This window comes from Limnohabitans sp. (genome assembly GCF_044373035.1).
Classification (GTDB): Bacteria; Pseudomonadota; Gammaproteobacteria; order Burkholderiales; family Burkholderiaceae_C; genus Limnohabitans_A.
The window spans coordinates 1-17,726 of the sequence record NZ_JBILQU010000026.1; the positions used below are offsets into that span (position 1 = coordinate 1).

A 17,726-nucleotide genomic window follows, 5' to 3' on the forward strand; every position below is an offset into this window, starting at 1 on the left:
GACTTCACCGTGGCGTATTTGCGTGGCGAGATTCCGGGTACTGGCCCCGTTAAGCGCCGCCAGTTTGCGACCAAGCAAATTGCCTTGGCTGAGATGTTCATCAAGCTCGAACAAACCCGCAACCTGTTCTTGCGCGCCATTGAAGACGCCAAGGTGGACCCCGCCAAGTCCACCCGCCTGCGTGCTTACGCCGCGCAATACACCATCATGGAAAACGCGCAAGACATTGCCCGCCTGGCGATCCGCACCTGCGGCGGCCAGTCCATGCTCAAAAGCCTGCCGCTGGAGCGTCTGTACCGCGATGCACGTTGCGGCTCGCTCATGCTGCCCTGGACGGCCGAGCTGTGCATGGACCGCATTGGCCGCGAAGCCCTGTACGAACCCGGCGAAAAAGACGATTGATGTCGGGCCACGAAACCAGCCCCCTCGCGGCCCGCTTTGCGCAGCTCGCGCAAGACCACGGCCCGCAGCCGGCCATGACCTTCAGGGGCGACGAGCGCAGGCCCGATCAAACCTTCGAATACGACTTCGCCAAGTTCTGGCGGCGTGTCGAGCGTATTACCGCGCACTTGCAATCCACCTGGGGCGTGCAGCCCGGTGACCGCGTGGCCTGGCTGGGTTTTAACCACGAGCTGCAACTGGTCACGCTGGTGGCTTGTGCACGTTTGGGGGTGGTCTTCTTGCCGCTGAACTTTCGGCTTGCGGTGCCCGAGTTGCAGCAGGTCATGCAAGACGCCCAGCCGCGCCTGCTGGTGCACGACAGTCACCATGCGGGCACAGCAAAGGCGCTGCAAGCCGAGGGATTGAAGCACACACACCACAACACGTTGATCGCCACTGCCGCGCCTCGCGGTCTGCCACTGCCCGATGTGGACAGCGACATGCCGCTGCTGCTGGTCTACACCTCGGGCACCACAGGCGTGCCCAAGGGCGCGGTGCACACGCAAGCGGCGCTTCTGGCCAACGCCCACGCCAGCGCTTGGGCGCATGACTTTGCGCCAGGCGACAAGGTGCTGTCCACGCTGCCGATGTTCCATGTGGGCGGTCTGTGCATTCAGACCTTGCCCGCGCTGCTGGCTGGGGCCCAGGTGGTGCTGCACCCGCGCTTTGACCCGACGGCTTGGCTCCATGAAATGACCACTAGCCGCCCCACGCTGTCGCTGCTGGTGCCCGCCACCATGCGCGCCCTGTTTGAACACCCGCGCTGGGCCGACACCTCGCTCGCTTGCCTGCGGGGCATCATGACCGGCTCGTCCACCGTGCCTGTGGCGTATCTGGAGACGCTGCACGCACGCGGTGTGCCGGTGGGGCAGGTCTACGGCACGACCGAAACCGGCCCGGTGTCCATCGTGCTGCGCTTGCCCGATGCCATGGCCCGTGTGGGCGCATCGGGCTGGCCGCACCCGCAAGCGCAGGTCAAACTGATCGACGTACAAGGCCAAGAAGTTGGTTCTGGTGAAACGGGCGAGGTCTGTATCCGCGCTGCCAACTTGATGCGGGGTTACTGGAGCGAGCAAGGGAAAGGGCAAGGGCAAAGCGGCCTGGGCCTGCAAGACGGCTGGTTCCACTCGGGCGACTTGGGTCAGCGCGCCGAAGACGGCTGCATCACCATCGTGGGCCGCAGCAAAGACATGATCATCTCGGGTGGTGAAAACATCTACCCGGCCGAAATCGAAAACCAGCTGGTGACGCTGCCCGGTGTGGCCGAGAGCGCCGTGGTCGGCATGGTCGATGCACGTTGGGGCGAAGTGCCTGTGGTGGTGTTGGTGCGCAGCCCCGACGCCGCAGGGCAAGCCCTGAGCGCCGAAGCTGTTTTGGCGCACCTGCACTCACGCATCGCCCGGTTCAAGCTGCCGCGCCGCGTGGTGTTCATGGGCAGCCTGCCTAAAAGTGCTTTGGGCAAGGTGCAAAAGCCTGCCTTGCAGGCCCTTTTGACCGGGACAAACCCTTAAAAAACAGTCCTTTCTTCGCTTGCGCGACAGAGTTTTGGGGTCTGCATGGCATCATCTTTTAATCCATCAAAACAAGGAGATAAGCATGAGTCAAATCACCCGCACACTTTCACGTTCACTCACCCGCCGCCCCGTCTTGGGCATGGCTGCGGCTATTCTTTTGTCGACCACGTCTGCCGCCTGGGCGCAAAGCGCCTGGCCCAACAAACCCGTCAAAATCGTCGTGCCCTTCGCCGCTGGCGGCACCACCGACATCCTGGCCCGCGCCATTGCGCCTGATCTGAGCAAAGCGTTTGGTCAATCCTTCGTGATCGAAAACAAGGGCGGCGCAGGCGGCAACTTGGGTGCCGATCAAGTGTCCAAGTCACCCGGCGATGGCTACACCCTGCTCATGGGCACGGTGGGCACACACGGCATCAACCGCGCCCTTTACAGCAAGCTGCCCTACGACCCGATCAAGGACTTCGTGCCGATCACTCTGGTGGCGGGCGTGCCCAACGTGATGGTGATCAACGCCGAAAAAGCGGCGGCCAACAAGATCAACACCGTCAACGACTTCATCAAGTACGCCAAAGCCAACCCCGGAAAGCTGAACATGGCATCCAGCGGCAATGGCACCTCCATCCATTTGGCCGGTGAGTTGTTCAAGTCCCAGACCGGTACTTTCATGGCGCACATTCCTTACCGGGGTTCTGCCCCAGCGCTGCTGGATCTGTCGGGTGGCAACATGGACGTGATGTTTGACAACCTGCCCTCAGCCATTCCTTTGATCAAAGGGGGCAAGCTCAAAGCCCTGGCCGTGACCAGCAGCCAGCGCTCTGCGGCCATGCCTGAACTGCCGACGGTGGAAGAGGCTGCCGGGCTCAAAGGGTTTGAGGCCAGCAGTTGGTTTGGTTTGTTGGCCCCTGCCGGAACGCCTGCCGATGTGGTCAGCCGTATCCAGCAAGAGGTTGCCAAATCGTTGGCGAGCCCTGCCATGAAAGAGCGCTTGGCGACCTTGGGTGCGATCCCCAGCGGCAACACGCCCGCGCAATTTGCCGAGCACATTGATCGCGAGCACAAGAAGTGGGCCGATGTCGTCAAGGCATCGGGCGCCAAGGTGGACTGATGGTCTGGTTTGATGGCTTTGCGCGGCAAACGCTCACCGTAGCGGGCTTGCCCGTTTGCTTCAGGCGCTCGGCCGATTGGGCGGCGCATTTGCCGGTGCTCGTGTTGCTGCATGGTTTTCCGCAAACCCATGTCATGTGGCACCGTGTCGCGCAAATCTTGCACGGCCGTTATCGGCTTGTGATGCCCGACTTGCGTGGCTATGGCGATTCGTCCCACGCTGTGGGCGACGCGCAGCACCTGCACTACAGCAAACGCGCCATGGCGCAAGAGGTGGTGGGCTTGCTTGATGCCTTGGGTGTTGATGATTTCTTTTTGTGTGGGCACGACCGTGGCGGGCGCGTGGCGCACCGTTTGGCAGTGGACCATGCTTCGCGGGTGCGCAAACTGTGCGTGATCGACATCGCGCCGACCTTTGATATGTACAGCGGTCTTTGGGGCAAAACACCCGAAGTGTCAGGCCCGGTGGCTGATCCATATTTCGCCTTCGCGCAGGCCTATTACCACTGGTTCCACCTGACCCAGCCCTCACCACTGCCCGAGTTCATGATCGGCGGCAACCCCAAGGCTTATCTGCACGCCAAGCTCGGCGGCTGGGGAAGCCAGGGCTTGGCATACATTGAAGCCGAGGCTTTGGCCGAATACGAACGCGCATTTTGCAACCCGGCGCTCAACGACAAGGGCTGGTCCGCCGCCATTCACAGCGCTGCCGAAGACTACCGCGCCAGCGCAGGCATCGACCTGCAACACGACCGCGAAGGCCGCGAGCGCGGCGACAAGATTGCCTGCGACACCCTGGTGCTGTGGGGTGATCGTGGTGTGGTCAACCGCATGTTCAAGCCGGTCGAGCTGTGGCAGGCGCAATGCGCGGGCCGAGTCAGCGGTCAGCTGATGCCTTCCGGGCATTTCATTCCGGAAGAGCTGCCCGAAGCCACCAGCGAGGCACTGGCCAAGTGGATGGTTTGAAATTGATGACCGTGTAGACAGGAGCGCACCCCGTGCGCGATGGGTGTTGATCTGCGGTGGCCTCAAGCCCCGCAGCACTTCTTGTACTTTTTCCCGCTGCCGCAACTGCACGCATCGTTGCGACCGGGCGTGGCTTCTTTGATGACTTGGGCCACACGCGGGCCGATGTTGCGCCAGATCTCGCGCAGGTCGTACACCGCCCACAGGGCTTCGCCGTAGGCGTTCAATCGCTCTTCGCTCACGCTGGGCGGGCCGTCTTCCGACAGTGCTGACAAGGTGGGCACCGCGTCGTCGTCTTCGGTCAAGGCCACGATGGCCTCGAGTGACAGGTCGTACCACTTGGCGGCTTCCTTGTCTTTGGGGGTGGCCCATTCTTCGGGCCAGTTTTCCACCGCGAACATGAAGCCCAGCGCCCACACCTGCGCAAACGAGGGGATCTCGCTGTCTTCGATTTCTTCGCGCTCTTCGGGCGGCAGCGAGGCGATCGCGCCGCGCACGTCCATCACTTCGGGCGCATAGGCTTTGTCGTCGTCCAGTGCTTCCACGGGGGTGTCCAGGGCCAGCTTGATTTCGTCAAAGCGGCGCTGCCACAAGACCATGAACTGCTGGCGTTGGGCGTCGCCTTTAAAGCTGCCGCCATCCTCACCCTCATCCACGCCCAGCAGCATGGGCAGCCATTCGGCATCGGGAATTGCGCGGCGGCAACACACCAGCGCGGCCATGAAGCCCTCGCAAAACTCCCACTGCGGTGTTTCTTCAAAACGTTCGCGCAGGTCGTCCAGGATGTTGTCCAGGGTGTCAAAGTCTTCGGCTTCCAAGCCAGCGGTCGTGTTCATGGGGTGTTCCTGTGGTCAGGCGGGGATTGTAGTGACCGGGTTCAGTGCCACGCCGCAGCGCTCCAGGCGTTTTTTCAGGCACAGCACCTGCGCGTCTTTGCTGTGCAGGGCGGCGGTGTGAGCCACGGCCAGATCGATGAATTTCTGGTCGTCCGGGTCTTTGCAGACATAGGGTGCTTTGGGCGCGTCAGGTTGCAGTTGAACAAGGCGATCAAAGTGTGCAAGCACGGTATCGGCGGGCAGGGCGCGGGCGGTCAAGCGCTTGGCGATTTGCGGGTAGGCCAGCACGCGGGCCAGCTCTTCGCGCATGGCGGCCGTGGCCAACCAATGAGTGCGGCCGGTCTCAACGCTCACGCGCAAGGCCTCGGCTCTGGGTTCGTCAAACACCCATAGGTCGAGCACGATGTTGGTGTCCAGCACGCGCCGAGCCGGGGCTTGCGCATCTGCGGCTGCGCTCATGGCACAGGCGTTTCGCCAGCCCCCGGTGGGTCGGCACTGGGGATTGCATGGCGCTTCAAGCTGCCCTTGACCATGTCAAAGCGGAACAAGCGGCATTCGATGGGGCCGTTCCACATGGGCACGCGGCGCGATTCTTTGAGGCGCATCTTGCTGGGCAGCTTCAGGTCGGGCGTGAGCATCCAGGCGCTCCAGCCGCTGTAGTTTTTCTTCCAGTGGCTGGCCAGTTGGGCAAAAAAGTCACCGCCGTCGTCCGTCTGCGCAGTTTCGCGGTGGTGGCTTTGGTCGGCTGCGCGAGCGCTTGATCGTGCTTCAGATAAGGCACCGGGTTGGAAGTTGTCACGCCCACGCCCCGCGACACCGGCTGCCGCAATGCGCTCGCCATAAGGCGGGTTGAGCAGCATCACGCCGGGCGTCTCGCTGGGCGGCATGCGTTGCAGGGCGTCGCCACCCCGGAACTCGATCACGCCCGATACGCCCGCGCGTTCGGCGTTGCGCTCCGAGAAGTCCACCATTCGAAACGCCACATCGCTGCCAAAAATCGGCGCAGTGGGTTCGTGTTCCAGGTCACGGGCTTCTTCGATCAAGCCTTGCCAGACGTGGTTTTGAAAGGGCAGCAGTTTTTCAAAGCCAAAGCGCCGCTGCAGGCCGGGGGCGATGCTGCAGGCGATTTGGGCCGCTTCGATCGGGATGGTGCCGCTGCCGCAGCAGGGGTCATAAAGTGGAACCGTGGTGTCCCATCCACTGGCGGCGATCATGGCCGCAGCCAGGGTCTCCTTCAAAGGCGCGTCGCCCTTGTCGGTGCGCCAACCGCGCTTGAACAAGGGCTCACCCGAGGTGTCCATGTACAGCGTGAGCGTTTCGGGCGTGACGTGGGCGTAGATGCGCACGTCGGGCCAGGTGGTGTCCACGTTGGGGCGCTCACCGCGCTTGGCGCGAAAACGATCCGCCACCGCGTCTTTGATTTTGAGGGCCGCAAAGTTCAGGCTGGTCAATGGGCTGTGCTGCGCGGTGATGTCGATCTTGAAGGTCTGCTTGGGCGTGAACCAGATTTCCCAGGCCACTTCGCTGGCGGCGTTGTACAGGTCGTTTTCGTGGCGGTAATCGGTCACCGACAGCTGCACCAACACGCGTTGGGTCAGGCGGCTGTGCAGGTTGATGCGCATGGCATCGCGCCACGAGGCGCGGGCCATCACACCACCGCGCCCAGTCATCAGGTCTTGGCCCGTGAGGCCCGTGATGGCGTGCACTTCGTCGGCCAAAAAGCCCTCCACGCCAGCGGCGCAGGGCATGAACAGGTTCAATGAATTCACTCAAATACTTTCACAGGGTTTTGCGCAGGTTGGCAGGGGCGATCTTCAGGGCTTCGCGGTACTTGGCCACCGTGCGGCGGGCGCAGTCGATGCCTTGCTCTTTCAGCATCTCGGATATCTGGTTGTCAGACAGCGGTTTGGCGGGTTTTTCAGCGGCCACAAATTGTTTGATGAGCGCCCGCACGGCGGTGCTCGATGCGGCGCTGCCGCTGTCGGTGCCCAAGCCTGAGCCAAAGAAATACTTCAGCTCAAAAGTGCCTTGCGGCGTGGCCATGTACTTGGCCGTGGTCACACGGCTGATGGTCGACTCGTGCATGCCCAGCTCGTCGGCGATTTCGCGCAGCACCAGTGGGCGCATGGCCAGCGCGCCGTGCGTGAAAAAGTTTTTCTGCCGCTCCACGATGGCGGTGGACACGCGCAAAATGGTGTCAAAGCGCTGCTGGATGTTCTTGATGAACCAGCGCGCTTCCTGCAGGCGCTGCTGTAAACCCGCGTGGTTGTCGCCCTTGCCACCGCGCAGGGCGTTGGCGTAAATGTCATGCACGCGCAGCTTGGGCATCACATCGGGGTTGAGCTGGATGCGGAACCTGGCTGTGCCCGTCTTGCTGGTGTTCACCACCAGCACATCGGGGATGATGATGTTTTGCTCGGCCAGCGCAAAGGGACGCCCGGGCTTGGGTTCGAGCCGGGCAATGAAGGGAATGGCGGCTTTGACCACGGTTTCGCTCAGGCCGCAGGCCACCGCCAAACGCTTGTAGTCGCGCTTGGCCAGCAAGTCCAGTGGTTGGGCGCAGATGGCCAGCGCCGCTTGGGCCACCTCATCTTGAGGGGCGTCTTTGAGCCAAGCTTTGATCTGGATGCGTAAGCATTCGGCCAGATCACGTGCGCCCACGCCCACGGGTTCGAGCGACTGCAGCAAGCCCAGCGCCACGGTGAAGCGGTGCACCAGTTCGTCGAGTTGTTCAAAGTCGTCGCTGCCTGCCAAGCTGGCGGCCAGTTCGGTCAGGGTGTCGGTCAGGTAACCATCGTCGTTGAGCGACTCGATCAAAAAGCGCAGCGCCGCACGGTCAAGTTCGGACAGGCGCAGCGACAAGGCCTGGCGGTGCAAAAAGTCGGTCAGCGAGCCACTGCTGCGGGCCAGGTCGATGGCGTCGGCAGTTTCTTCGCCGTTGTTTTGGCGCGGTGTGGCGTCGCCGCCCCACTCGCTGTCGTCGGGGCGCATGTCCACGCTGCCGTCGCCGTCCCAACTTTCGGCCACGTCGGTCACCGCTTCGTCGCGGGTTTCGCTGGGGCTGTCGTCGCTGCTGCTGGATGTGCTGGCGCTTTCACTCACCCGGTCGCCCAAGCTGACGTGGGCATCGGCTTGGTCCAGGCCAAACGCTTCGGCGGGCGCTTCTTCTTCGGCGCGCTCCAAAAAGGGGTTGTCGTCCAGCATCTGGTCAACTTCTTGTGACAGCTCCAGGGTGGACAGTTGCAGCAGGCGGATCGATTGTTGCAACTGGGGCGTGAGCGCCAGGTGCTGTGACATGCGAAGCGACAGGCCGGGTTTCATGGCCGTGCGCTCAGGTTGTGGACGCGGGGGGTGTTCATCACATCTTGAAGTGTTCGCCCAGATACACCCGGCGCACATCGGCATTGGCCACGATCTCGTCGGGCGTGCCTTGGGCCAGCACGCGGCCTTCGCTGATGATGTAAGCGTGGTCGCAAATGCCCAGCGTCTCGCGCACGTTGTGGTCGGTGATCAGCACGCCAATGCCGCGTTGCTTGAGAAAGGCGATGATGCGCTGGATTTCGATGACGGCGATCGGGTCAATGCCGGCAAAGGGCTCGTCCAGCAAGATGAAGCGCGGGTCGGTGGCCAGCGCCCGGGCAATCTCCACACGTCGGCGCTCACCGCCTGACAGCGCCACCGAGGGTGAGTCGCGCAGGTGCTCCACCCTTAAATCTGCCAGCAGTTCGCTCAGGCGTTTTTCTACCTCATCGCTGCTCAGGACGTGGCCTTGCGCATCGGTTTGCAGCTCCAAAATGGCGCGCACGTTATCGGCCACCGACAGTTTGCGAAAGATAGAGGCTTCTTGCGGCAAATAAGACAAGCCCATTCGAGAGCGCTTGTGGATGGGCATGCGGGTGACGTCTTCGCCGTCGATCAGGATCTGCCCACCATCGGCCCGCACCAGGCCCACGATCATGTAAAACGAGGTGGTTTTGCCCGCGCCGTTGGGGCCCAGCAGACCCACCACTTCACCCTTGTCCACTTGCACCGACACGTCGTGCACCACTTTTCGGCTGCCGTAAGCTTTCTTCAGGTGGCGCGCTTGCAGGCGGCTGTCGGAGGCAACTGCAGTGCTCATGGTTTTTGCGCAGGGACAAGGCCTGGGCTGGTGCGCAAGGCGGGTGCGGACGGTGTATTTGAGGGGGATGCAGGTGGGTTGTTTCTGGGCGTCAGGATGGCGCGCACGCGTTGCCCGGCACCGTTGGTGGGCTGGCCGTCGACCGTCATGACTTCGCTGGTGTTGTTGAACACAATGGTGTGGCCATTGAGCTGGTCGGCCACTTGGTTGCCACGCAAGATGCGCACCTCGGCTCGTTGGTTCAGGGTGACGACATCGGCCTGGTTGTCGTAAGTGACCTGTTCGGCCTCGCCCTCGGTGAATTCGTTCACGCCCTCGCGCTTTTGCCTGAAAAACACCCGCTCGGAGGGGGCAGCCCACAAACGTGCCACCTGCCGGCCTTGGGCGTCTTGCTGCACCTCCATGCGGGCGGCGCGCAAGACCAGTGTGCCCTTGGTCGCCAGCACCTTGCCGGTGAACTGGGTCAACTGACGCGCCTGGTCATGGCGCATGCTGTCGGCTTCGATTTGCATGGGCTGATCGCGGTCGGCTTTTTCAGCATGGCTGGTCAAGGCCAGCAAACTGGCGCACAGCCCCAGCAAGGCCCAATGGGGCAGGCGAAAGAGGGAATGTGTTTTTAAGGGCATGAATCTTGCTGTTAGTCCCGATCATTGTAGGTGCAAGCATCCCGGATCCTGTCCGCGGTATTGCAAAAATCAAAGGTCGGCCACAAAAAAGCCCGCTCGGGGCAGCGGCGGGCTTTAGAGAGTACCCATCGAGTGAGGGCATCCGGGCGGGATGCCCGGGGCTCAGCGGTTCTGGCGGCTCTGGGCAATCAGCGCATCGGCCACTTGCAGGGCACGCGGCATGCTGCCGGCCAGGGTGCCGTCGATGTAGAAGCGGCCCGCCACGCCCAGCGACGGCACGCCTTCGATCTTGAAGTCGTTTTGCAGTTGCACGGCCCGCTTGGCCTTGGTGGCCACGCCAAAGGACTTGTAGGCCTGCTCGAACTTGGCTTTGTCGATGCCTTGCTTTTCGGCCCAGGCCAGCACAGCCGCATCGGAGTTGAGCATCAACTTTTCGCCATGGATGGCGGTGAACACACGGATGTGCATTTTCTCGACCAGGTTCATGGCTTCGAGCGTGTAATACAGGCGCTGCTGGGGCACAAAGTCATCCCGGAAGGCCACGGGCACGCGGCGCACCACCACATCTTTGGGGGCGTTTTTGGCCCATTGCTCGAACGCCGGTTCGAACTGATTGCAGTGGGGGCAGCTGTACCAGAAGAACTCCAGCACTTCAATCTTGCCGGTGCCCGCCTCGGTCGCCACGGGGCGCTCGAGGGTGATGTAGTCCTTGCCCGAGCGAAAAGCTTGTTGGGCCCAGGCCGATGTATGGCCCAGCCAGGCGGTTGCGGACAGCATGGCGGTTGAAAAAAGGCGTCGTTTCATTTGAACTCCTGAAGTCGGTGCACCCCGGGGTGCGAAGTGGGTGGTTCAGCGTTGCATGCGAACCAAGGTGTTTTCGATGCCATTGCTTTCGAGCTGGGCGCGAACGCGCTCAGCGGCGGTTTTGTCTCTGAAAGGCCCCAAGCGTACGCGGTAAACCACGCGTCCGGCTTGATCCCGCTCAGAAACCTTGGCGTCCAGTCCCAATAGCGCGAGCTTGGCTTTTTGGGCATCCGCGTCAGCGCCCGTGCGGTACGCGCCGACCTGCACCACGTAGTCAAACGGGTCGCTGGCATCGGCGGGGGCCGCAGGCGTGGCAGGTGTGTTCAGTCCCGATTTGGCTTTGGCCAACTCGCCCAAGGGGTCGGCCGTCACGGCGGGTCGGGGGGTAGCAGGGGCTTTGTCGGGGGTTTTGTCTGCAGTTTGGGGCGTTGTTGCTGCACTGGCATCGGGTGGCGAGGGCGGTTCGGCGGGTGCCTTGGGTTGCAAAACGCTGTTGGGGTTCCAGTCCTTGTTCTTTTCGTTTTCCTGCACGTCTTGTGCGGTCGAGCGGGGCTGGTTCTTGTTGGAAAAAGGCGTGGGCACCTTGGTCACATAAATGGCCACGGCCAAGGCCACGCCCAGGCCCAGCACCAGGCCGATGATGAAGCCCAGAAAAGTACCGCCGCGTTGGCTGTGCATGTTCATGACAGATCCGTTCACATTTTTTGCGGGGCCGAAACGCCCAGCACTTTGAGGCCGTTGCGCAACACCTGTGCGGTGGCAGCGACCAAGGCCAATCGGGCTTGTTTGACCGCTTCGTCGTCCACCAAAATGCGCTCGGCGTCGTAGTAGCTGTGGTACTGAGAAGCCAGGTCGCGCAAATAAAAGGTCACGTCGTGTGGCGCAAAGTCGTTGGCGGCTGAAGTCAGCATCTCGGGGTACTTGGCCAGAGCCAGCATCAGCGCGTGGGCCTGTGGGCTTTGCAGGGGCGACAAGTCGGCCTGTGTCAGTGTGGCTTTGTCGCCTCCCCAGGCCGCCAGCACCGAGCAAATGCGTGCGTGCGCGTATTGCACGTAATACACCGGGTTGTCGTTGTTCTGCGCCAGCGCCAGGTCGATGTCGAAGATGTACTCGGTGTCGGGCTTGCGGGACAGCAGGAAAAAACGCACCGCATCCTTGCTGGTCCAATCGATCAGGTCGCGCAGCGTGACATAGCTGCCCGCGCGCTTGGAGATCTTGACCTCTTCGCCGCCCCGCATCACACGCACCATGGTGTGCAGCACATAGTCGGGATAGCCTTCCGGAATGCCGACATTGGCCGCTTGCAGGCCGGCGCGGACGCGGGCAATCGTGCCGTGGTGGTCGGTGCCCTGGATGTTCACCACACGCGAAAAGCCGCGCTCCCATTTGGCGATGTGGTAGGCCACATCGGGCACAAAGTAGGTGAATGAGCCGTCGCGCTTGCGCATGACGCGGTCTTTGTCGTCCCCGTAGTCGGTCGACTTGAGCCACAGGGCGCCGTCTTGTTCGTAGGTCTTGCCTGCTTCGTTGAGCTTTTGCACGGTGGCATCGACCTTGCCGCTGGTGTACAGGCTCGACTCCAGGTAGTAGTTGTCAAAGCGAACGTCAAAGGCTTTGAGGTCTAAGTCTTGCTCGCGACGCAAATAGGCCACGGCGAACTCACGCATGCCGTCCAGGTCATTCACATCACCGCTGGCCGTGCAGCTGCGGTCGTCAGACTGAACGGTTTTGCCTGCCAGAAAGTCGCCCGCGATGTCCTGGATGTAGTCGCCGTTGTAAAAGGCTTTGCTTTCGGGGTTCTCGGGGTCGGTGGGCCAGCTGTCATCGCCGGGCTTGACCCCCATGGCACGCATGTGCGTGCTCTTGGCCAGCGTGCCAATCTGTACACCCGCGTCGTTGTAATAAAACTCGCGGTACACCTGTTGGCCTTGCGTGGCGAGCAGGTTGCAAATCGCGTCGCCCAAGGCGGCTTGTCGGCCGTGGCCCACATGCAGCGGCCCGGTGGGGTTGGCCGAGACGAATTCGACCAGCACCTTGTCTGGTTTTGCAGGTTGATCGCCAAAGCACTCGGCCGCTTGCAACACTTCGTGCACCACGGCTTGCTTGGCCGCGTCTTTGAGGCGGATGTTGATGAAGCCGGGCCCGGCGATCTCGATGGCGTCCACCCAGCGCTCGAACGCGGGGGTGGCCAACAAGGCGCTGCGCAGGGTTTCAGACAGCTGCCGGGGGTTTTGCTTGAGGGCTTTGGCCAGCTGCATCGCGGCGGTGCAGGCCAGGTCGCCATGGGCCGCCACTTTGGGCGATTCAAAGGCCGCGCGCGCACCCGCGCCGGTTTGGAGTTTTTCAAGCTCGGCGGCCAAGGCCGTGAGCAAATGTTGTTTGGCAGAAAGCATAGGGCGCGATTTTACGGGGTGCACCTCAAAGCAAGCGGTATTGCAACGCACGGCCGTGCGCATTTGGGGTCAATGAGCGCAGGACTGCCAGTAATCCGCTTGGGCATAGTGGTGCTTGACGAAATCGATCCAGAGCCGCACGCGCAGCGGCAAGTGCTTGCGCTGCGGAAACACCACATAGATGCCGTTGGGCGGGGCGGAAAAATCTTCCAGTACGGCCACCAGCTGGCCCGCGCGGATTTCGCTTTCCACTTCCCAGGTGCTGCGCCAGGCGATGCCGTAACCGGCCAGGCACCAGTCGTGCAACACCTGCCCGTCCGAGCAATCCAGTGGCCCGCCCGGACGCAGGTGCACCACCTCATGCCCGCCGTCCGTTGGGTTGCGAAAGGCCCAGCCCCGGGTTTGCGAGGCATCGCTCGACAAAGTCAGGCAGTCGTGTTGCAGCAAGTCCGAGGGTTGTGCGGGCGTGCCATGCCGCGCCAGATAGCCCGGGGTGGCCACGCACAGGCGGCGGTTGTCGGCCATGCGCACGCTCACCAGGGAGCTGTCGGGCAGGTCGCCCACCCGCACCGCGCAGTCAAAACCTTCGGCCGCCAGGTCCACCACCCGGTCGCTCAGGTTCAGCGATATGGACACATCGGGATGCAACTCGCGAAAGCGTGGCACCAAAGGGGCGACATGCCTGCGCCCGAAACCGGCCGGGGCGGTGATGCGCAAATGCCCGCTGGCTTTGACGCCGCCGGCCGACACACTGGCTTCGGCATTGGCCACTTCGCAGATCAAGCGCTGGCAATCTTCCAAAAAAGCACTGCCTTCGTGCGTGAGAGTGATGCGCCGCGTGGTGCGCACCAGCAGCTTCACACCCAGGTTTTCTTCCAGCGCATCGAGCCTGCGGCCGATGATGGCCGGGGCCACGCCTTCAGACCGTGCCGCAGCGGTCAGGCTGCCCTTAGTGGCAACCGAGACAAAGGTTTCGAAGGCTTTGAGCTTGTCCATGTACTCCGATTATGCGGGTTCAGGTTTGGAATTTTTCAGAATTTTGTTGGATTGCTGCTGTCTTTGTAGGAGCCCACCCCGTGGGCGATGGGGTGCCTATGCCCATCAAACCATCGCCCACGGGGTGGGCTCCTACAAAACCGAGGGCCAGCCTTTGGGTAAACCTGCCTCTGGGGTCATGCCGTACAAAGGCTCACCAGGCAGCCCGGCTTTGAGTGGCGCGCGGGCGGCCATGAGCCGGCTCAGATCGACCCCGGTGAACACGCCCATGGCCTCAAACATGAACACCAGATCTTCGGTCACCACATTGCCCGAAGCCCCCGGCGCGTAAGGGCAACCGCCCAGACCGCCGAGCGAGCTGTCGAAGGTGCGCACGCCCGCATCGTAAGCGGCCAGGGCATTGGCCAGGCCCAGGCCCCGGGTGTTGTGCAGGTGGGCGGCGCCTGTGAGCGGACCGATTTCCTGGAACAGGCGTTTGAACAGTCGGCGCACCTGCGCCGGGTTGGCCATGCCGGTGGTGTCCGACAGGCCGATTTCGTCCACGCCAGCCTCTGCGAGCAAACGGGCCAGTCGCAGCACATCGTCTTCGGGCACGGGGCCTTGCAAAGTGCAGCCAAAGGCGGTGGACATGCCCACCTCGACCGGCACGCCGGGCGCGAACTCGTCGCGCAGGCGCAAGACGGCCCGCACTTCGTCGACCATGGCTTCGGGCGTTTTGCGCACATTGGCCAGGGAATGCGCGGGGCTGACCGAAACGGGCACGGTGAGCTTTTGCGCCCCGGCCTGCAGGGCGGCCTGCGCGCCGCGCAAGTTGGGCACCAGCGCCATGATGCGCACGCCCGTGTGGCGCAGCGCGTGCTGCACCACCTGCGCGGCATCGGCCATTTGCGGCAGAAGTTGGGCGGGCACAAAAGAGGCCACTTCGATTTCGCGCAGACCGGCTGCGGCCAGCGCGTCGATCCAGCGCAGCTTGTCGGCCGTAGCCATGGTGGCCTTGACCGATTGCAGGCCATCGCGCGGGCCGACCTCGCTGATCAAAATTTCCGGGGTGTGCGAGCGTGTCATGCCTGAATTAAACCGCAGTGCACTTGTGCCTGTCGTTTGTGCGGTCTGGAGCAGTTGAGCAGGTCGCCAAGCGCACCTCCCGAATGCCTTGTGTGCATTTGTGCTTAAAAGTCATGGGTCTATGAAGATCCGGCGGGTTTATCAGCGTCTAAATTTAGAATAGAGTGTTTGATTTCATGGGCCACACCGCAACTTGTTTGCTTTGAGCAGAGGCCAAACCCTATTTTTTTGACTTGACCCCAGAGGTTTTCATGACTGCACGCACCGCGATCCACAACCTGCAAGTGGCCAACCCACTGCTGAGTTTCATCAACGACCAGATGCTGCCCGCCACCGGCGTGAACCCAGCCAAGTTTTGGCAAGGCTTCAACGACATCGTGGCCGACCTGGCCCCGAAAAACATCGCCTTGCTGGCCGAGCGCGACCGCATCCAGACCGCCATGGACCAGTGGCACACCGCCAACCCCGGGCCGGTGGCCGCAGGCAAGGCCATGAAGGCCTACCGCCAATACCTGAGCCAAATCGGCTACTTGGTGCCTGAGCCCAAAAACGCCCAAGCCACCACCGCCAATGTGGACGCCGAGCTGGCCAAGCTGGCGGGCCCTCAGTTGGTCGTGCCGATCCTGAACGCCCGCTACGCCCTGAACGCGGCCAACGCCCGTTGGGGCAGCTTGTATGACGCGCTGTATGGCACTGACGCGATCAGCGAAGCCGATGGTTGCGAAAAAGGCACGGGCTACAACCCCCAGCGCGGTGCCAAAGTCATCGACTACTGCCGCAACGTGCTCGACCGCTGCGCGCCCCTCAAAAAGGGCTCTCACGTGGGCAGCAAGGGCTACGCCGTCAAGGCGGGCAAGCTGGTGGTGACCCTGGCCAATGGCAAGAGCACTTCGCTGCATCATGCCAAGCAATTCGTGGGCTACACCGGTGACGCCAAAGCCCCGGCATCGGTCCTGTTCGTGCACAACGGCCTGCACCTCGACCTGCAAATCAACAAGACCACCGCCATCGGCAAGACCGATCCCGCTGGCGTGTCCGACCTGATCGCTGAAAGCGCGCTGTCCACCATCCTCGACCTGGAAGACTCGGTGGCGGCGGTGGACGCTGACGACAAAGTGCTGGCCTACAAGAACTGGCTGGGCATCTTGCAAGGCAGCCTGAGCGAAGAAGTGCAAAAGGGCGGCAAGACCTTCACCCGCACCATGAACCCGGACCGCGAGTACACCAAACCGAACGCGAAAACCGGCAGTCAAGCTGCCGCGGGCAAAGGCACCGTCAAGTTGCACGGCCGCTCGCTCATGTTCGTGCGCAACGTCGGCCACTTGATGACCAACCCCGCCATCCTCTACAAAGCCGCCGACGGCAGCACCAAAGAGATCCCTGAAGGCATTTTGGACGCGATGATCACCGTGACCTGCGCCCTGGTTGACCTGCAAAAGAAAGCTTCGCACCCCCTGCGCAACAGCCGCACCGGCAGCGTTTACATCGTCAAGCCCAAGATGCACGGCCCCGCCGAAGTGGCGTTTGCCGACGAGCTGTTTGGCCGCGTCGAAAAAGTCATCGGCATGAAGCCTTCCACTGTGAAGCTGGGCATCATGGACGAAGAGCGCCGCACCAGCGCCAACCTCAAGGCCTGTATCGCTGCCGCCAAGAGCCGCGTGGCCTTCATCAACACCGGCTTTTTGGACCGCACCGGCGACGAAATGCACACCTGCATGCTGGCCGGCCCCGTCATGCGCAAGGGCGACATCAAGAACAGCACCTGGTTGGGTGCTTACGAAAAGAACAACGTCAATGTGGGCTTGGCCTGCGGCCTGCGCGGTCGCGCCCAGATCGGCAAAGGCATGTGGGCCATGCCCGACCTGATGGCCGACATGTTCAAAGCCAAGATTGGCCACCCCCTGGCCGGTGCCAACACCGCTTGGGTGCCCAGCCCCACGGCTGCCACGCTGCACGCCATGCACTACCACCAGGTGGATGTGCCGGCTCTGCAAAAGCAGATGGAAAAGGCTGTGGCAAAGCTTGACCCGAAACAACTGCGTGAAGACACCCTCAACGCTTTGTTGCAGTTCCCCGTGGTGGCCAAAGACGCCGCCAACTGGTCGGCCCAAGACAAGCAAAAGGAACTCGACAACAACGCCCAAGGCATTTTGGGTTACGTGGTGCGCTGGGTGGACCAAGGCGTGGGCTGCTCCAAGGTGCCCGACATCAACGGTGTGGGCCTGATGGAAGACCGCGCCACGCTGCGCATCAGCAGCCAGCACATGGCCAACTGGATGCAGCACGGCGTGGTGACCGAAAAGCAAGTCAAGGCCACGATGGAGCGCATGGCCGCTGTGGTGGACGCGCAAAACGCGGGCGACGAGGCTTACCAGCCCATGGCCGGTAACTTCGCCAAGTCGGCGGCCTACAAAGCGGCTTGCGATCTGGTCTTCAAGGGCAAGGCACAACCCTCCGGTTACACCGAGCCCTTGCTGCACGCTTGGCGCTTGAAGGTCAAGGCGGCCTGACCGCACTGGCCTTGGACGCGGTCTGACCCTTCAAACAAAACGGCTCCTTCGGGAGCCGTTTTGCTGTGTGTCAAGCGCTGCTGTGCCGGGCATGCCCGAGAATGGGGTTTTCAGGAGGGTGCGATGCGCTGGATTGACCGGATTCCGATGTTGTGGCTGGTAGGCATTGCCGTTTACCTGGCGGGCGCCCCGTTTGTGCCCGAGCCGCATCTGGTGGAGAAGTGGCGCATGCTCTTCGAGGGCGGTTTGAGCAAGCCCATCGACATCTTTGATTTCTTCTTGCACACCACCCCTTTGGTGGTGCTCATCATTCGCCTGTGGCGTGACGCGCAGCGCCGCCGCCAGGCCTGA

At 62.4% G+C, this 17,726-nt stretch carries 17 protein-coding genes; 6 read left to right on the plus strand and 11 right to left on the minus strand.

The genetic code is table 11. The annotated features are described in order from the left end of the window. The 4 genes from ACIQ47_RS06050 to ACIQ47_RS06065 form a co-directional block, all read left to right on the plus strand. On the plus strand, positions 1-402 hold a 402-nt coding region (locus ACIQ47_RS06050), incomplete at its 5' end, for an acyl-CoA dehydrogenase family protein (RefSeq protein WP_396437291.1). Further along, complete coding sequence (locus ACIQ47_RS06055; protein ID WP_396437292.1) at positions 402-1,952, plus strand: class I adenylate-forming enzyme family protein; 1,551 nt, start codon at positions 402-404, stop codon at positions 1,950-1,952. The genes ACIQ47_RS06050 and ACIQ47_RS06055, both read left to right, overlap by 1 nt. A gap of 142 nt (positions 1,953-2,094) precedes the next feature. After that, positions 2,095-3,060: a Bug family tripartite tricarboxylate transporter substrate binding protein gene (locus ACIQ47_RS06060; RefSeq protein WP_396437313.1), complete on the plus strand. Its 966-nt coding sequence runs from the start codon at positions 2,095-2,097 to the stop codon at positions 3,058-3,060. Then, positions 3,060-4,025 carry an alpha/beta fold hydrolase gene (locus ACIQ47_RS06065; RefSeq protein ID WP_396437293.1) on the plus strand — a complete coding sequence of 322 codons (966 nt, stop codon included), beginning with the start codon at positions 3,060-3,062 and terminating at the stop codon, positions 4,023-4,025. The genes ACIQ47_RS06060 and ACIQ47_RS06065 overlap by 1 nt, the downstream gene beginning before the upstream one ends. A 62-nt stretch (positions 4,026-4,087) precedes the next feature. On the opposite strand, the gene ACIQ47_RS06070 is transcribed toward ACIQ47_RS06065, so the two are convergent. From ACIQ47_RS06070 to ACIQ47_RS06120, 11 genes are all read right to left on the minus strand, one after another. Next, positions 4,088-4,861 (minus strand): UPF0149 family protein, encoded by a 774-nt coding sequence (locus ACIQ47_RS06070; protein ID WP_396437294.1) that lies wholly within the window; start codon positions 4,859-4,861, stop codon positions 4,088-4,090. 15 nt (positions 4,862-4,876) lie between these two features. Further along, positions 4,877-5,320, minus strand: a complete 444-nt coding sequence (locus tag ACIQ47_RS06075) for a putative toxin-antitoxin system toxin component, PIN family (RefSeq protein ID WP_396437295.1) — start codon at positions 5,318-5,320, stop codon at positions 4,877-4,879. Beyond that, on the minus strand, positions 5,317-6,630 hold the full coding sequence (locus ACIQ47_RS06080; protein WP_396437296.1) for a class I SAM-dependent RNA methyltransferase: 1,314 nt from the start codon (positions 6,628-6,630) through the stop codon (positions 5,317-5,319). The genes ACIQ47_RS06075 and ACIQ47_RS06080 overlap by 4 nt, the downstream gene beginning before the upstream one ends. 10 nt (positions 6,631-6,640) lie before the next feature. Further along, positions 6,641-8,182 carry an RNA polymerase factor sigma-54 gene (locus ACIQ47_RS06085; protein ID WP_396437297.1) on the minus strand — a complete coding sequence of 514 codons (1,542 nt, stop codon included), beginning with the start codon at positions 8,180-8,182 and terminating at the stop codon, positions 6,641-6,643. A gap of 37 nt (positions 8,183-8,219) precedes the next feature. Then, entirely contained in the window at positions 8,220-8,981 is a 762-nt protein-coding gene (gene lptB, locus ACIQ47_RS06090) for an LPS export ABC transporter ATP-binding protein (protein WP_396437298.1), read from the minus strand. Next, on the minus strand, positions 8,978-9,607 hold the full coding sequence (lptA, locus tag ACIQ47_RS06095) for a lipopolysaccharide transport periplasmic protein LptA (protein WP_396437299.1): 630 nt from the start codon (positions 9,605-9,607) through the stop codon (positions 8,978-8,980). Before lptA ends, lptB begins: the two co-directional genes overlap by 4 nt. Positions 9,608-9,769: 162 nt before the next feature. Continuing rightward, positions 9,770-10,411, minus strand: coding sequence for a thiol:disulfide interchange protein DsbA/DsbL (locus ACIQ47_RS06100; RefSeq protein ID WP_396437300.1), 642 nt, complete (start codon positions 10,409-10,411; stop codon positions 9,770-9,772). Positions 10,412-10,456: 45 nt separating this feature from the next. Beyond that, the gene (locus tag ACIQ47_RS06105) at positions 10,457-11,095 is read right to left on the minus strand and encodes an SPOR domain-containing protein (RefSeq protein ID WP_396437301.1); all 639 of its coding nucleotides are present in this window, start codon (positions 11,093-11,095) and stop codon (positions 10,457-10,459) included. 11 nt (positions 11,096-11,106) lie between these two features. Continuing rightward, positions 11,107-12,804, minus strand: coding sequence for an arginine--tRNA ligase (argS, locus tag ACIQ47_RS06110; protein ID WP_396437302.1), 1,698 nt, complete (start codon positions 12,802-12,804; stop codon positions 11,107-11,109). Between the two features lie 69 nt (positions 12,805-12,873). Continuing rightward, on the minus strand, positions 12,874-13,800 hold the full coding sequence (locus tag ACIQ47_RS06115) for a LysR family transcriptional regulator (RefSeq protein ID WP_396437303.1): 927 nt from the start codon (positions 13,798-13,800) through the stop codon (positions 12,874-12,876). Between the two features lie 132 nt (positions 13,801-13,932). Next, positions 13,933-14,865, minus strand: a complete 933-nt coding sequence (locus tag ACIQ47_RS06120) for a hydroxymethylglutaryl-CoA lyase (protein WP_396437304.1) — start codon at positions 14,863-14,865, stop codon at positions 13,933-13,935. Positions 14,866-15,116: 251 nt separating this feature from the next. Here ACIQ47_RS06120 and ACIQ47_RS06125 point away from each other — a divergent pair, with 251 nt between their 5' ends. Together ACIQ47_RS06125 and ACIQ47_RS06130 are read left to right on the plus strand one after the other, a co-directional pair. After that, positions 15,117-17,375 carry a malate synthase G gene (locus ACIQ47_RS06125; RefSeq protein ID WP_396437305.1) on the plus strand — a complete coding sequence of 753 codons (2,259 nt, stop codon included), beginning with the start codon at positions 15,117-15,119 and terminating at the stop codon, positions 17,373-17,375. Positions 17,376-17,498: 123 nt separating this feature from the next. Next, the gene (locus tag ACIQ47_RS06130; protein ID WP_396437306.1) at positions 17,499-17,726 is read left to right on the plus strand and encodes a hypothetical protein; all 228 of its coding nucleotides are present in this window, start codon (positions 17,499-17,501) and stop codon (positions 17,724-17,726) included.

What these genes read in the sequence shown, in the direction of transcription:
- ACIQ47_RS06120 (WP_396437304.1), bottom strand. Translation starts at nt 14,865, where the DNA reads ATGACACGCTCGCACACCCCGGAAATTTTGATCAGCGAGGTCGGCCCG.
- ACIQ47_RS06115 (WP_396437303.1), bottom strand. Translation starts at nt 13,800, where the DNA reads ATGGACAAGCTCAAAGCCTTCGAAACCTTTGTCTCGGTTGCCACTAAG.
- ACIQ47_RS06070 (WP_396437294.1), bottom strand. Translation starts at nt 4,861, where the DNA reads ATGAACACGACCGCTGGCTTGGAAGCCGAAGACTTTGACACCCTGGAC.
- lptA (WP_396437299.1), bottom strand. Translation starts at nt 9,607, where the DNA reads ATGCCCTTAAAAACACATTCCCTCTTTCGCCTGCCCCATTGGGCCTTG.
- ACIQ47_RS06105 (WP_396437301.1), bottom strand. Translation starts at nt 11,095, where the DNA reads ATGAACATGCACAGCCAACGCGGCGGTACTTTTCTGGGCTTCATCATC.
- ACIQ47_RS06100 (WP_396437300.1), bottom strand. Translation starts at nt 10,411, where the DNA reads ATGAAACGACGCCTTTTTTCAACCGCCATGCTGTCCGCAACCGCCTGG.
- ACIQ47_RS06125 (WP_396437305.1), top strand. Translation starts at nt 15,117, where the DNA reads ATGACTGCACGCACCGCGATCCACAACCTGCAAGTGGCCAACCCACTG.
- ACIQ47_RS06065 (WP_396437293.1), top strand. Translation starts at nt 3,060, where the DNA reads ATGGTCTGGTTTGATGGCTTTGCGCGGCAAACGCTCACCGTAGCGGGC.
- ACIQ47_RS06085 (WP_396437297.1), bottom strand. Translation starts at nt 8,182, where the DNA reads ATGAAACCCGGCCTGTCGCTTCGCATGTCACAGCACCTGGCGCTCACG.
- argS (WP_396437302.1), bottom strand. Translation starts at nt 12,804, where the DNA reads ATGCTTTCTGCCAAACAACATTTGCTCACGGCCTTGGCCGCCGAGCTT.
- lptB (WP_396437298.1), bottom strand. Translation starts at nt 8,981, where the DNA reads ATGAGCACTGCAGTTGCCTCCGACAGCCGCCTGCAAGCGCGCCACCTG.
- ACIQ47_RS06075 (WP_396437295.1), bottom strand. Translation starts at nt 5,320, where the DNA reads ATGAGCGCAGCCGCAGATGCGCAAGCCCCGGCTCGGCGCGTGCTGGAC.
- ACIQ47_RS06130 (WP_396437306.1), top strand. Translation starts at nt 17,499, where the DNA reads ATGCGCTGGATTGACCGGATTCCGATGTTGTGGCTGGTAGGCATTGCC.
- ACIQ47_RS06055 (WP_396437292.1), top strand. Translation starts at nt 402, where the DNA reads ATGTCGGGCCACGAAACCAGCCCCCTCGCGGCCCGCTTTGCGCAGCTC.
- ACIQ47_RS06060 (WP_396437313.1), top strand. Translation starts at nt 2,095, where the DNA reads ATGGCTGCGGCTATTCTTTTGTCGACCACGTCTGCCGCCTGGGCGCAA.